Origin of the sequence: Saccharothrix sp. S26 (genome assembly GCF_021390395.1) — a bacterium.
GTDB lineage: Bacteria > Actinomycetota > Actinomycetes > Mycobacteriales > Pseudonocardiaceae > Actinosynnema.
Genome location: NZ_JAJUWT010000022.1, coordinates 83,829 through 97,167, shown reverse-complemented (window position 1 = coordinate 97,167; position 13,339 = coordinate 83,829). Strand labels below are relative to the sequence as shown.

At 70.9% G+C, this 13,339-nt stretch carries 8 protein-coding genes; 4 read left to right on the top strand and 4 right to left on the bottom strand.

What is annotated here, in order from left to right:
- Positions 1 to 2: 2 nt before the first annotated feature.
- The 3 genes from araB to LZG04_RS30970 form a co-directional block, all read right to left on the bottom strand.
- Positions 3 to 1,658 carry a ribulokinase gene (gene araB, locus LZG04_RS30980; RefSeq protein ID WP_233823596.1) on the bottom strand — a complete coding sequence of 552 codons (1,656 nt, stop codon included), beginning with the start codon at positions 1,656 to 1,658 and terminating at the stop codon, positions 3 to 5.
- Between the two features lie 390 nt (positions 1,659 to 2,048).
- Positions 2,049 to 3,035: a LacI family DNA-binding transcriptional regulator gene (locus LZG04_RS30975; protein WP_233823594.1), complete on the bottom strand. Its 987-nt coding sequence runs from the start codon at positions 3,033 to 3,035 to the stop codon at positions 2,049 to 2,051.
- A 324-nt stretch (positions 3,036 to 3,359) separates the two neighbouring features.
- Entirely contained in the window at positions 3,360 to 5,333 is a 1,974-nt protein-coding gene (locus LZG04_RS30970) for an immunoglobulin-like domain-containing protein (RefSeq protein WP_374202927.1), read from the bottom strand.
- Between the two features lie 482 nt (positions 5,334 to 5,815).
- Between LZG04_RS30970 and LZG04_RS30965 the strand changes: the two genes are divergently transcribed.
- The 4 genes from LZG04_RS30965 (at position 5,816) to yjfF (ending at position 10,440) form a co-directional block, all read left to right on the top strand.
- Positions 5,816 to 6,799 carry an ABC transporter substrate-binding protein gene (locus tag LZG04_RS30965; protein ID WP_233823589.1) on the top strand — a complete coding sequence of 328 codons (984 nt, stop codon included), beginning with the start codon at positions 5,816 to 5,818 and terminating at the stop codon, positions 6,797 to 6,799.
- A 136-nt stretch (positions 6,800 to 6,935) separates the two neighbouring features.
- Complete coding sequence (locus LZG04_RS30960; protein WP_233823752.1) at positions 6,936 to 8,447, top strand: sugar ABC transporter ATP-binding protein; 1,512 nt, start codon at positions 6,936 to 6,938, stop codon at positions 8,445 to 8,447.
- A gap of 44 nt (positions 8,448 to 8,491) precedes the next feature.
- A complete protein-coding gene (locus LZG04_RS30955; RefSeq protein WP_233823750.1) occupies positions 8,492 to 9,418 on the top strand; it encodes an ABC transporter permease in 927 nt (308 codons plus the stop codon).
- A 68-nt stretch (positions 9,419 to 9,486) separates the two neighbouring features.
- Entirely contained in the window at positions 9,487 to 10,440 is a 954-nt protein-coding gene (yjfF, locus tag LZG04_RS30950) for a galactofuranose ABC transporter, permease protein YjfF (protein ID WP_267938422.1), read from the top strand.
- A 303-nt stretch (positions 10,441 to 10,743) separates the two neighbouring features.
- Here yjfF and LZG04_RS30945 read toward each other — a convergent pair whose 3' ends face one another.
- Positions 10,744 to 13,254 carry a tetratricopeptide repeat protein gene (locus LZG04_RS30945; protein ID WP_233823587.1) on the bottom strand — a complete coding sequence of 837 codons (2,511 nt, stop codon included), beginning with the start codon at positions 13,252 to 13,254 and terminating at the stop codon, positions 10,744 to 10,746.
- Positions 13,255 to 13,339: the final 85 nt, after the last annotated feature.

The following is a 13,339-nucleotide window of genomic DNA, read 5'->3' as shown; positions in this document are numbered from 1 at the left end:
GGTCACTCCCCCTTCGCGGCGCGACGGCGCGCCTTCAAGCGGTGCATGACGTCGTTGACGCCGCGGCCGAAGTAGTCGTGCAGCTCCTGGTACTCCACGAACATCCGCTCGTAGGCCTCGACGTTGTCCGGGATCGGCAGGTACACGCCCCGCTTGACCGAGCCCATCGCCTTGGCGGCGGCGTGGATGTCGTCGTAGGCGCCGGCCGCCACGGCGGCGTGCATCGCCGAGCCGAGCGCCGGGCCCTGCTCCGAGCCGATCACCGACAGCGGCAGGTTGGTCACGTCGGCGTAGATCTGCATCAGCAGCGGGTTGCGCAGCAGGCCGCCCGCGATGACCAGCTCGGTCACCGGGATGCCCGCGTCGGTGTAGGAGTCCACGATCACCCGTGTGCCGTAGGCCGTGGCCTCCAGCAGCGCCCGGTAGGTGTCCTCGGCGCGGGTGGCCAGCGTCTGGCCGACGACGACGCCCGACAGCTCGTGGTCGACCAGCACGGAGCGGTTGCCGCTGTGCCAGTCCAGCGCGATCAGGCCGTGCTCGCCGATGCGCTGCTGCGAGGCCAGCTCCGTGAGCAGCTCGTGCACCGAGATGCCGCGGGCCTTGGCCTGCTCGTGGTACTCGGCCGGCACGTTGTGCTCGACGAACCACGCGAAGATGTCGCCGACGCCGCTCTGGCCGGACTCGTAGCCCCACAGGCCCGGCACGATGCCGCCGTCCACCACGCCGCACATGCCCGGCACGTCGGCCAGCACGTCGGCGTTCATCACGTGGCACGTGGACGTGCCCATGATGGCGACCATCTGGCCGGGCTCCACGGCGCGGGCGGCGGGCGCGGTGACGTGCGCGTCGACGTTGCCGACCGCGACCGCGATGCCGGGCTTGAGTCCGGTCCACTCGGCGGCCCGCTCGGTGAGCCCGCCCGCCCGGTCGCCGAGCTGGCCGAGCTGGTGGTCCAGCTTCGCCGAGACGAAGGTCCCGAAGTCGGGGTTGAGCGCGGACAGGAAGTCCTCGGACGGGTAGCCGTCCTGGTAGATGCCCTTGTAGCCGGCGGTGCAGGCGTTGCGCACGTAGGTGCCGGCCAGCTGCCAGACGATCCAGTCGGCGGCCTCGACCCAGTGGTCCATCGCCGCGTAGACCTCGGGGGCCTCCTCCAGCAGTTGCAGGCCCTTGGCGAACTCCCACTCCGAGGAGATCAGGCCGCCGTAGCGGGGCAGCCAGCTCTCACCGCGCTGCGCGGCCAGGTGGTTGATCCGGTCGGCCTGCGGCTGGGCCGCGTGGTGCTTCCACAGCTTCACGTACGCGTGCGGGTTGTCGGCGAACTCGGGCAGCTCGTTGAGCGGCGTGCCGTCGGCCTTCACCGGGACCATCGTGCACGCCGTGAAGTCGGTGCCGATGCCGATCACGTCGGCCGGGTCGACCCCGGCGTCGGCGATGGCCGCGGGCACGGCGTGCTTGAGCACGTCCACGTAGTCCTGCGGCACCTGCAACGCCCAGTCCGGGGGCAACGGGCGCCCGTCGGGCAGGGCCCGGTCCAGCACCCCGTGCCGGTAGTCGTGCACCGCGGTGCCGAGTTCGAGGCCGTCGCGCACCCGCACGACCACCGCGCGGCCGGACAACGTGCCGAAGTCGACACCCACCACCAATGGATCGCTCGCCATGGTGACGAGTGTTATCGCTAACATTCACGACGTCAAGACCTGCCCGCAACGTGGTCTTAAAGAGTTAGTGAGCGTGCACAAAACGCGGTGTTCAGCGGGGTGCGGGACTTCGTCGTGACCCACCCCAGCCTAGGGGCGATCGGGCCCCGCGCGGCACTGCGGATCCGCGGAGATCGGACGAAACTGTTGCGCGGGTGGTCTGGACGACGCGGGCGCGCCGCCACCGGCGGGTGGCGTGACGGTAACGGGTCGCCCGCACGGGCCCGCGACCGGTGTGCCGGTGCCCGGTTCGGGTGCTTCGGTCGGGGGCCGGCGGTCGGAGGGTGTGCCGGGTCGCGCGGCCCGGAGGGGTCGCGGTGTGGGCGGCACGAGGTCGTGCCGCCCACCGCGTCACTGGGCGGGGGGTGCGACGCTGTCCCGCTTCACCAGGGCCGGGGCGACCGTGCGTTGCGGCGCGCCCACGTCCCCGTCGCCGACCTGGGCCAGCAGCAGCTCCAGCGTCTCCTTGGCCACGGCGTGGAAGTCCGGCCGGATCGTGGTCAGCGGCGGGATGAAGTAGGCCGCCTCCGGCACGTCGTCGAAGCCCACGATGCTCACGTCGTGCGGCACCCGGCGGCCGCGCTCGCTCATCGCGCGCAGGATGCCCAGCGCCAGGTGGTCGTTCGCCGCGAAGATCGCGGTGACCTCCGGCATCCGGGCCAGCATCTGGCCCGCCCGGTAGCCCGAGGCGGCGCTCCAGTCCGCCGGCACGACCGGCGGCACCTCCAGCCCCGCCGTCTCCAGCGCCGAGCGCCAACCCCTTATGCGGCCGAGGCTGTCGAACCAGTCCGACGGCCCGGACACGTGCCACACGGTCCGGTGCCCCGCCTCCAGCAGGTGGGTGGTCGCGGCGAACGCGCCCGCCGCCTGGTCGACCGTCACCAGCGGGGTCGAGCGCTCCGGGTCGCCGTCCACCGTCACCAGCGGGATGCCCGCGGACACGTCACCGACCGCGTCGTTGGCCGACGCGGTCGGCGCGATGACCACTATCCCGGCGACCCGCTGGTCGCGGTGGCGCTCGACGGCGTCGGAGATCGAGTTGCGGTCCAGCACGTTCACCCGGCCCACGCTCACCGCGAACCCGGCCTCGGCCGCCGCCGCCTCGAAGGCGGCCAGCAACGACGCCGGGCCGTAGAGCGTCGAGTTCTGCGCCACCACCCCGATCAGCTGCGATCGGCCGGTGACCAGCGCGCGGGCCGCCTTGTTGGGCCGGTAGCCCAGCTCGGCGATGGCCGCGCGCACCCGCAGCCGGGTCTGCTCCCGGACGTTCGGGTGCCCGTTGAGGACCCGCGACACCGTCTGGTGCGAGACCCCGGCGAGCCGGGCGACGTCCGTCATCGCGGGATCGCGCGAGGTCTTGTGCTCCACTACCGCCCCATCTCCCCTGTCGACACTGCTGCACCTTCGAACTCGATGTTAGCGATAACACGCCTGGTTCATCGTGAAGGTGCTCATGGTCCATTGTCCACCAGAGACCCCTCCCACCAGCGCAGGGACGCGTCATCACCGCCGAAAAGTCGTGTCCCGCCGGGCGCGGCGCTGCCGCCGCGCCGGGCGACCGTCGCCCGTTCGGACGTGTCGGTCGCCGGCGGCACCGCGTCGTGACGGCCCCCGCAGCGGCCTCGGCGGCCGTCACGACGCGGGACGCGCTCCCCCGCGTGCTCAGGGGAAGGCGGCCCGGACGCGGTCCAGCTCGGCCTTCGTCACCGGCAGCACGGTGCCGTGGCGGGGTCGGCTGGGCAGCTCGTAGCCGGTGGCGAGGGTCCACTTGCCGGAGGCGAGGTCGGTCGTCTCGAACGGCACGTAGCCGCGGCCGCCGAACTCGTCGATGAACAGGTACCAGCGGTCCTCGGTGTTGGACTTGAACACCGTCGGCCCCTCGCCCTGGTTGATCGAGCCCTTGCCGATGCAGTCGGCGACGAAGTCGTACGACGTGTCGCGCAGCTCCGTGGACTTCTCGGCCAGGATGAACTTGCTGCACGGCGTGCTGGACGTGTTGTTCCGCTCGTCCTTGGTGAACCGGTAGTACTCGTCGCCGTGCTTGATCACGGTCGAGTCGATGACCGAGTAACCCGGGTCGACCCACACCCGCGGCTCGCTGAACGTGCGGAAGTCGCGCGTGGTGGCGTACAGCATCTTGTTGTAGGTGTTGCCGGCGTGGTCGGGGTCGTCCTCGGCGTAGAGCTTCGAGGCCCAGAACACCACGTACGCGCCGATCGACTCGTCGTAGTACGCCTCGGGCGCCCACGTGTTGCCGGCGGTCTCCGGTGACACCAGGACGTGGCGCTGCTGACCCCAGTTCACCAGGTCGGTGGACTCCCAGACCTCGACGTAGCGGCTGCCCTTGCGCTGCACGAGGTCCCAGTTGCCGTTGCCGTGGATCTTCAGGTCGGTGGCGATGAGGTAGAACTTGTCGCCCTCAGGGGACCGGATGATGAACGGGTCGCGCACGCCCTTGTCGCCCAACGACGACGTCAGCACGGGGTTGCCCTTGTTCAGCTCGTCCCACTTCAGCGCGTCGTTGCCGCGGCTGGCGGCGAAGTAGACCTGCTCGCCGGTGGCCGAGCCCTCACCGGTGAAGTAGCCGAACAGGTAGCCCTCGTAGGCCTGCTGCTCGGGCCGCGGCGTGACGGTGACCTTGAACTTCTTGCGGGTGGTCTCCTCGCCCGCGCGGATCTCGGCGGTGAGCTGCACCTTGACCGGCTTGTCGCCGAACGCGGGCCGGGTGACCTCGCCGGTGGTCGTGATGACGCCCGGCTTGTTGCTCTTCCACGTGATGGTGGTGCCGTGCAGGCCCGTGGTGGGCAGGGTGATGTTGCCGCGGATGTCGTCGGCGTCCCACACGACCAGCGCCGCGTCGGCCTCGGCGACCTTCTCGTCGTCGGTGAGCTGCGGCCGCACGGTGACCTGGAAGTCGCGGGCCTGGCCGAACGCGGTCGCGGTGAGCGTCACGGTCGCGGGCGCGCTGCCGGGCGCGGGCCGCGTGACGACACCGGTGGTGGACACGACCGCCGGGTCGCTGGACGCCCAGGTGATCGTCGAGCCGTACGGGCCGGTGGTCGGCAGGGTGAGGTCCTCGGTGACGGCGGAGGTGTCGCCGAGGTCGATCGCGGCCAGGTCGCGCCTGCCCTTCTCCTCGTCGGCGACGAAGCCGAGGGCGTGCGCCTCGGCCGCGGTGAGCGCCCGGTCGTAGAGGCGGAAGTCGCGGACCGCGCCCTTGAGGTAGCGGTCGCCGCTGTAGACGGAGCGGCCGATGTAGTTGGCGGTGGTCGTGCCGCCGCCGATCATGGCCGGGGTGATCGTGACGCCGGTCTTGCGGGCGACCTCCACGCCGTCCTCGTACAGCACGGCCGTGCCGCCGCCGAGGGTGTAGGTCAGCGTCTTCCAGACGCCCCGGGCGAGGTTGCGGCCCGCGGTGACGGTCTGCTCGGTGGACCAGTTCCCGGTGGCGATGGACGTGCGGTAGGCGTTGCCCGTGGTGAACAGGTAACCGTTACCGGCGGTGCCCGAGGAATTACCGAGGCCGTAGATGAAGTACGGCGTGGCCTGGTCCGGCGCGATGCGCACTTGGAGCGAGACGCTGACTTCGGTCAATCCGCGCAGGACGTTGTCGGGCAGCTTCACGTGACCGTTCACGCCGCCCAACTGGAGCCCTTCAGCACCGCCCGGGGTGGCGTCACCGATAACGGTTCCGTTGCGACCTCCCCCTGAGGTGTCGGTTGCGACGGCGCCTTGGGTTTCGGTGAGGGGGTAGTGGAGCACGAGTCCGTCGGCGGCGGAGGCCGTCGGAGCGCTCAAGGCCGCCGCGGCCACCGCCGCGACGAGCGTCGCGACGAGGGTGCGTGGGCGATGACGAACGGTGACCATGGGGCGTCGCTCTCGTCTTGCGCGCGGCGCGAAGCCGCGGATGAACGGGGCATCCGGAGGTATGGGTGGGCTGCATCACAAAAGTGAGCGCTAACATACGACCGGCCTAACAAACGTGTCAAGGATGCAAAGTTGACGTTTCCGAGGGGTTGACGAGCCGATTGTGAGCGTTCACTCTTGTGCCCCAGGTGACCACCGTCACGCGGTTCGCCGTTCCCGTCAGTGTCTCGGGTTCACACGGAGGAAGACCAGTGTTGAAGAAGATCACGACCGCCGCCGCCGCGGTCCTGTTGGCCGCGTTGACCGCGTGCGGGTCCGGTGGATCCGGGGACGCGGGGTCGTCGGGTGCGCCCAAGGCCAACGACGACGGCAAGATCACGATGGGCTTCGCCCAGGTGGGTGCCGAGAGCGGCTGGCGCACCGCCAACACCAAGTCGATCCAGGAGTCGGCCGAGAAGGCCGGCATCGAGCTGAAGTTCTCCGACGCGCAGCAGAAGCAGGAGAACCAGATCAAGGCCATCCGCTCCTACATCCAGCAGAAGGTGGACGTCATCGCCTTCAGCCCGGTGGTGGAGACCGGTTGGGACGCCGTGCTGCTCGAGGCCAAGCGCGCCAACATCCCGGTGATCCTCACCGACCGCGCGGTCGACTCCGACGACACGTCGCTGTACAAGACGTTCCTCGGCTCGGACTTCGTGGAAGAGGGCAAGAAGGCCGGCGAGTGGCTCAAGGCCAACGCGGGTGGCGCGAAGAACGTCGTCGAGCTCCAGGGCACGACGGGTGCCGCGCCGGCGATCGACCGCAAGAAGGGCTTCGAGGACGCCATCCAGGGCACCGACCTGAAGATCGTGGCCACGCAGACCGGTGACTTCACGCGGTCGGGCGGCAAGCAGGTCATGGAGGCGTTCCTGAAGTCGGTGCCGCAGATCGACGTGGTCTACGCGCACAACGACGACATGGGCCTGGGCGCGATCGAGGCCATCAAGGCCGCGGGCAAGGTGCCGGGCAAGGACATCAAGATCATCACCGTGGACGCGGTGAAGGACGGCATGACCGCGCTGGCCGCCGGTGAGATCAACTTCATCGTCGAGTGCAACCCGCTGCTGGGCGACCAGCTGATGGACCTGGCGAAGAAGGTCGTGGCGGGCGAGGAAGTGCCGCCGCGCGTGGTGACCGAGGAGACCACGTTCACCTCCGAGCAGGCCAAGACCGAGCTGCCCAACCGCAAGTACTGATCGCAAGCCGCGGCCCCCGCCACCCTCCGGGTGTGGTGGCGGGGGCCGCACCCGTCGTTGTCCTGTGAGGGTCTTGTTGTGAGGGTCGTGAGGGTCGCGTGAGGGGAGTTGTCCGGTGACCGAGCCGGTCGTCGACATGCGGGGCATCTCGGTGGAGTTCCCCGGAGTGAAAGCCCTGCAGGAGGTGGATTTCCGGCTGTTCCCCGGCGAGGTCCACGCGTTGATGGGTGAGAACGGAGCGGGCAAGTCCACGCTCATCAAGGCGTTGACCGGGGTGCACCGGATCGCGGCGGGCGAGGTCCGCTACGCGGGCGAGCGGGTGTCGTTCAGCGCACCCGCGGAGGCGCAGGCCGCCGGGATCAGCACGGTGTACCAAGAGGTCAACCTGTGCGGGAACCTGACCGTGGCGGAGAACATCCTGCTCGGGCGCGAACCGCGCAAGCTCGGCCGCATCGACGGCAAGGCGATGCGGGCGCGTGCCGCCGAGCTGCTGGCGCGCATCGGCCTGCACATCGACCCGGGTTCGGTGCTGGAGAGCCACCCGATCGCCGTGCAGCAGCTCGTCGCGATCGCGCGGGCCGTGGCGGTGGACGCGCGGGTGCTGGTGCTGGACGAGCCGACGTCGAGCCTGGACGCCGACGAGGTCGCGGAGCTGTTCCGGATCATCCGGGTGCTGCGCGACGAAGGCGTCGCGGTGCTGTTCGTGACGCACTTCCTGGAGCAGGTCTACGAGATCTCCGACCGGATGACGGTGCTGCGCAACGGCCGCCTGGTCGGCGAGCACATGACCGCCGCGTTGAGCCGGATCGACCTGGTGTCGGCGATGCTCGGCCGCGAGATGGGCGTGCTGGAGGAGATCGAACGCCGGTCGGGCACGCCGGGCGAGCCGCTGCTGGTGGCCGAGGGCCTGGGCCGCAAGGGTTCGGTCGCGCCGTTCGACCTGGAGATCCGCAAGGGCGAGGTGGTCGGCCTGGCCGGGCTGCTCGGCTCTGGCCGCACGGAGGTCGCGCGGCTGCTGTTCGGCGCGGACAAGGCCGACTCCGGCCGGCTGCTGGTCGACGGCAAGCAGGTGCGGCTGACCGGGCCGCGGGCCGCGATCGAGGCCGGTGTCGCGTTCTCCTCCGAGGACCGCAAGGCCGAGGGCATCGTGGCCGACCTGAGCGTGCGCGACAACCTGATCCTGGCGATGCAGGCCGCGCGCGGCTGGGCCCGGCCCGTGCCGCGCAAGCTGGCCGACGAGCTGGTCGCCAAGTACATCGAGCTGCTCGACATCCGGCCCGCCGACCCGGACCGGGCGGTCGGCAACCTGTCGGGCGGCAACCAGCAGAAGGTGCTGCTGGCGCGGTGGCTGGTGACCCAGCCCAAGCTGTTGATCCTGGACGAGCCGACGCGCGGCATCGACGTCGGCGCGAAGGCGCAGATCCAGAAGGTCGTCGCCGACCTGGCCGCGGAGGGCATGGCCGTGCTGTTCATCTCCGCCGAACTGGAGGAGGTGGTGCGCGTGTCCGACCGGGTGGTGGTGATGCGCGACCGGCAGAAGGTGGCCGAGTTGGACGGCGAGGTGGGCGTGGACGACGTCATGGCGCTCATCGCCGGCGGCGGCGACCACGGGGTCGACCAGGGTGTCGAGAAGGCGGTGGCGTCGTGAAGAACCGACTGCTCTGGCCGGTGGTGGCGCTCGTCGCGCTGCTCATGCTGAACGTGGTGGTGACACCGTCGTTCTTCTCGGTGCGGTTGCAGGACGGCCACCTGTACGGCAGCTTGATCGACATCCTGCGCAACGGCGCGCCGACGCTGCTCATCGCGTTGGGCATGACGCTGGTGATCGCGACCCGCGGCATCGACCTGTCGGTCGGCGCGGTGGCCGCGATCGCGGGCGCGGTGACGTGCACGCACATCGCGTCCGGCGGCAACGCGTGGGTCGCGATGGGCCTGGCACTGGCGCTGTGCGCGGTGCTGGGGCTGTGGAACGGGTTCCTGGTGTCGGTGCTGGGCATCCAGCCGATCATCGCCACGCTGGTGCTGATGACGGCCGGGCGCGGGATCGCGATGCTGATCACCGAGGGCCAGATCATCACCGTGAACGACGACTCCTACCGGCAGGTGGGCGCGGGCTTCCTGGTGCTGCCGATCGCGATCCTGATCAGCCTCGCGGTGCTGGGCCTGGTCGCGCTGGTGACCCGGCGGACCGCGCTGGGGCTGCTGATCGAGTCGGTCGGGGTGAACCCGTCGGCGTCGCGGCTGGCCGGCGTGCGGGCGCGGACGATCATCTGGACGGTGTACGTGTTCGCGGCGCTGTGCGCGGCCGTGGCCGGGTTGATGATCAGCTCCAACGTGAGCGCGGCGGACGCCAACAACGCCGGGTTGTGGATCGAGATGGACGCGATCCTGGCCGTCGTGATCGGCGGCACGTCGCTGGCGGGCGGCCGGTACTCGTTGACCGGCACGCTGCTCGGCGCGTTGATCATCCAGACGTTGACCACCACGGTGTACACGATCGGCATCGCGCCGGAGATCACGCTGGTGTTCAAGGCGATCGTGGTGATCGCGGTGTGCCTGATGCAGGCGCCGGTCGGGATTCGGGTTCGGGTTCGTGGGAAGCAAGGGGTGCCCGCGTGAAGGAGACAGCAGTGATCACGCCGGAGGTGACCGCCACCGCCACCGCGCCCGGTCGGCCGCGTGGCGGCCTGGTGAACGTGCCCAAGCGGTTCCTGCCGGTGATCGCGACGTTCGTGGTGTTCGTGGCGACGTTCGGCGTCGGCTCGGTGCGGTACGAGGGGTTCGCGTCCGGGCAGGTGATGGCGAACCTGTTCATCGACAACGCGTTCCTCATCGTGCTCGCGGTCGGGATGACGTTCGTGATCCTGACCGGCGGCATCGACCTGTCGGTCGGGTCGGTGGTGGCGTTGTCGACGATGATCGCGGCGTCGGCGTTGCAGGCCGGGTGGCCCGCGTGGCTGGTGGTCGTGACGGTGCTCGCGACCGGTTCCGCGCTGGGCCTGGCGATGGGGTGGGTGATCCACCGGTTCGGCGTGCAGCCGTTCATCGTGACGCTGGCGGGCATGTTCCTGGCCCGCGGGCTGTGCTTCGTGATCAGCGTCGAGTCGGTGTCGATCAAGGACCCGGCGTTCCGGGAGCTGGCCACGGGGTCGATCGAGCTGCCCGGCGGGGTGACCATCACCTACGGGGTGGTGATCGCGCTGGTGACGGTGCTGGCGGCGGTGTACGTGCTGCACCTGACGCGGTTCGGGCGCACGGTGTACGCGGTGGGCGGCAGCGAGTCGTCGGCGCGGCTGATGGGCCTGGCGACCACGCGGGTGAAGGTCGGCGTGTACGTGATCAGCGGGTTCTGCTCGGCGTTGGGCGGGCTGCTGTTCAGCCTGTACATGCTGTCCGGGTACAGCCTGCACGCGGTGGGCATGGAGCTGGACGCCATCGCGGCGGTCGTCGTCGGCGGGAGCCTGCTGTCGGGCGGGGTCGGGTTCGTGATCGGGTCGGTGGTCGGGGTGCTGGTGCTCGGCACGATCCAGACGCTGATCTCGTTCGAGGGCACGTTGTCGTCGTGGTGGACGAAGATCGTGATCGGGGCGCTGCTGCTGGCGTTCATCGCGTTGCAGCGGATCATCGTGCGCCGCACCTGACCGCGTCGCCCCCGCCGCCCCTGCGCCCCCGCGTGTCCTACGTCCAGAACGCGTGAGTCCTACGTTCAGAACGCGTGAGTCCTACGTTCAGGTCGCGAGAGTCCTACGTTCAGGACCCCCGAGTTCAACGTTCAGGTGCGGTGGGGTGCGGGTCCGGGGGGGTAAGTCCGGGGAAGAGTCCGGCCCGATTTGACATGGGGCCCGTACGGGCACTCCAGGCAGGCCAAAGCCGGCAGGCCCGGCGGGGAAAAGCGTCCCGCCAGGCCTGCCGGCTTCGACCAGCCTAAAGCACCCGAACCCATGTCAAATCGGGCCTCGGTCGGCTGGTTCCGGGTCCGTTGTGGGTTGGTCCGGGTGAGGTGTGGGTGGGTGGGGTGTGGTGGGGGTGGTCGTTTGCCAGGTGGAGAGGAGGTTGGCGGCTTCCTTGGTTCGTGGGTGGTTCTCGCCTTGGACGGTGGACATTTCGGCCAGGACGGTGCGCAGTTCGTCGATCGCGTCGGTGTGGTGGCCGGTGAGGTGGAGGAGTTGGGACCGTTGTTGGCGGATGCGCAGGGCACGGGGGTGGGTGGGGCCGAAGGTTCGTTCCACCGCTTCGCGCAGGGTGGTCAGTTGGTCGACGGCGGTCGGGTCGCCGGCCATCCCCTGCCAGAACGCCAGGTTGGAGCGGTAGGTCAGGGTGGTCGGGTGGGTTTCGCCCAGGGCTCGTTCGGCGTCGGTGGCGGCGGTGTGGAATTCGGTCAGGGCTTGGGGTAGGTCGCCGGCGACGGCACGCCAGTAGGCGAGGTTGTGGCGGGCGATGAACGTGTCGTGGTGGGCGCGGCCGGCGACGGCTTCCAGGCCGTCGACGGCTTCCTGGTAGGTCGCCACGGCGAGGGTGGCGTCGCCCGTTTCGCCGATCCAGCGGCCCAGGCCCAGCAACGCGCGCAGCGTGTGCTTGTGGTGGGGGCCCAGTTCCTCGCGCAGGACGGCGACGAGGTCGGCGGCGGCGGTGCGGGCGGCGGGGAGGTCGCCGGACAGGCCCAGGCACAGGGCCCGGTCGTCGAGGGCCGCGACCATGAGCGGGTGGGCGGCGGGGAGGTCGCAGGACTCGACCAGGGACGTCAGCTCGGCCAGGGCGGTTTCGATCAGGCCCGTTTCCAGGCGGTAGGTGGCTTGGTGGAAGCGGGCCCAGAGGGTGTCGAGGTCGGTCGGGCCGAGGGTTCGTTCGGCGGTGGCGCGGATCTCGCCGAAGTGGGCCAGGGCGGTGGCCGGGTCGCCCAGGTCGCCGATCGCCTTGGCGACCTGGGTGCGCAGCACGACCACGTCACGGGGGTCGGTCGCGTGGGCCAGCAGGTCGGTGGCCACGTCGCGGGCGGCGGCGGGGCGGCCGGTTTCCGCCAGGTGCTGGCCCAGCCTGCGCAGCACGGGGTGCACGCCGTCGTGCCACAGGTGGTCGCCCGCGACGGAACGCAGGACCTCGGCGTTGCGGTACAGCGCGGCGGCGGTGTCGGGGTCGGCGGTGGACCACTCGCGCTCGATCGCGTCGGCGGCGGTGACGGCGACCGGTGCCGGGTCCGCGACGAGGTCGCGGGCGGCGCGTTGGACCAGCGCGTGGGCCTCGACCCGGCCACCGTGGTGGGTGACGAGGTTCAGCCGGTGCAACGCGCGCAGCGCGGTCAGGTTGCGGCCGCCGTCGAGCAGCACGGATTCGGGGATGCCGTCCGGGGCCAGGACGGAGACGAGCGCGAGCACGTCCACGGCGTTGGCGGCCAGTGACGCCGCCCGCTCCACCGCCAGCCGCACGGTCCCGGCGACGGTGTCGTGGTGCTCGTCGGCGGGCGAGGTCGGGGGGAACAGGTCGGCTACGGGGTGCCCGCGGTCGGCCAGCAGGTCCAGGTAGGAGGGCACGTCGGTGCCGCTGTCGATGAGGAACGCGGCGGCCTGCGAGAGGGCGAGCGGGAAGCGGCCGAGCGCGTCGGCGAGGGCGGGCAGGTGGGCCGGGTCGTGCCGGGGGTCGACGGCCAGGCGGGCGGACAGGTAGGCGGTGGCCTCGTCCGGGTCGAACATGCCGACGGGGATCAGCCGCGCGTCCGGCCGCAGCAGCGAGGCGTCACGGCGCTGGGTGGTGACCAGGCTGCGGCCCGCGTCACCGGCGGGCCACAGACCGGCCAGCTCCGCCGGGTCGTCCACGTCGTCCAGCACGACCAGCCACGAGGTGGTGGTCGACCGCAGCCACGCCAGGAACAGGTCGGCGTGCGTCTCGTCGTCGGAGCCCTCGGTCTTGGCCAGCACGCGCCACGCGCGGGCGTAGCCGGTCAGCACGGACTGCCGGGTGCGCGCACCCACCCACACCAGCACCTCGGCGCGGGCGCGGTGGAAGGCGGCGGTGGCCAGTTGCGACTTGCCCACGCCGCCGGGACCGCTGAGCACGACCTGGCGCACGTCGGGCGCGCGCGTCGCGGCGTCGATCGCCTCGGCCAGTTCGGCGCGGTCGCGCAACGCCGCCGCGTCGCTCGGCGGACGTCCCACGACGACGCGACCGGACTTCGGCGTGGCCCGGCGGTCCTGGTGGGCGGCACGCCACAGCTCGCGCAGCTCGGTCAGCTTCGGCACGCCGCCGGTCGCCAGCGCCACGGCCAGCACGCCGTCGAAGTCCCGGGGCACGGACTGCCCGCCGACCCACTCCCCCAGCCGCCGGGCGTTCACCGCCACGCGCCGGCCCGACGGCAGCACGACCGCGCTCGCGCGCCGGGCCACCGCCTCGTCGGACAGGTCGGCCGCCCGGGCCCGCAACCGCGCCAACGCCTGCGCGAACGCCGCTTTCGGGTCGCTCACCGCCACCTCCAGATGATCACCAGTCTAGATCTCCGCACCGACCCGGAACCCTGGAACCCGGGCAGCGGCCCGGTTGGTGCGGATG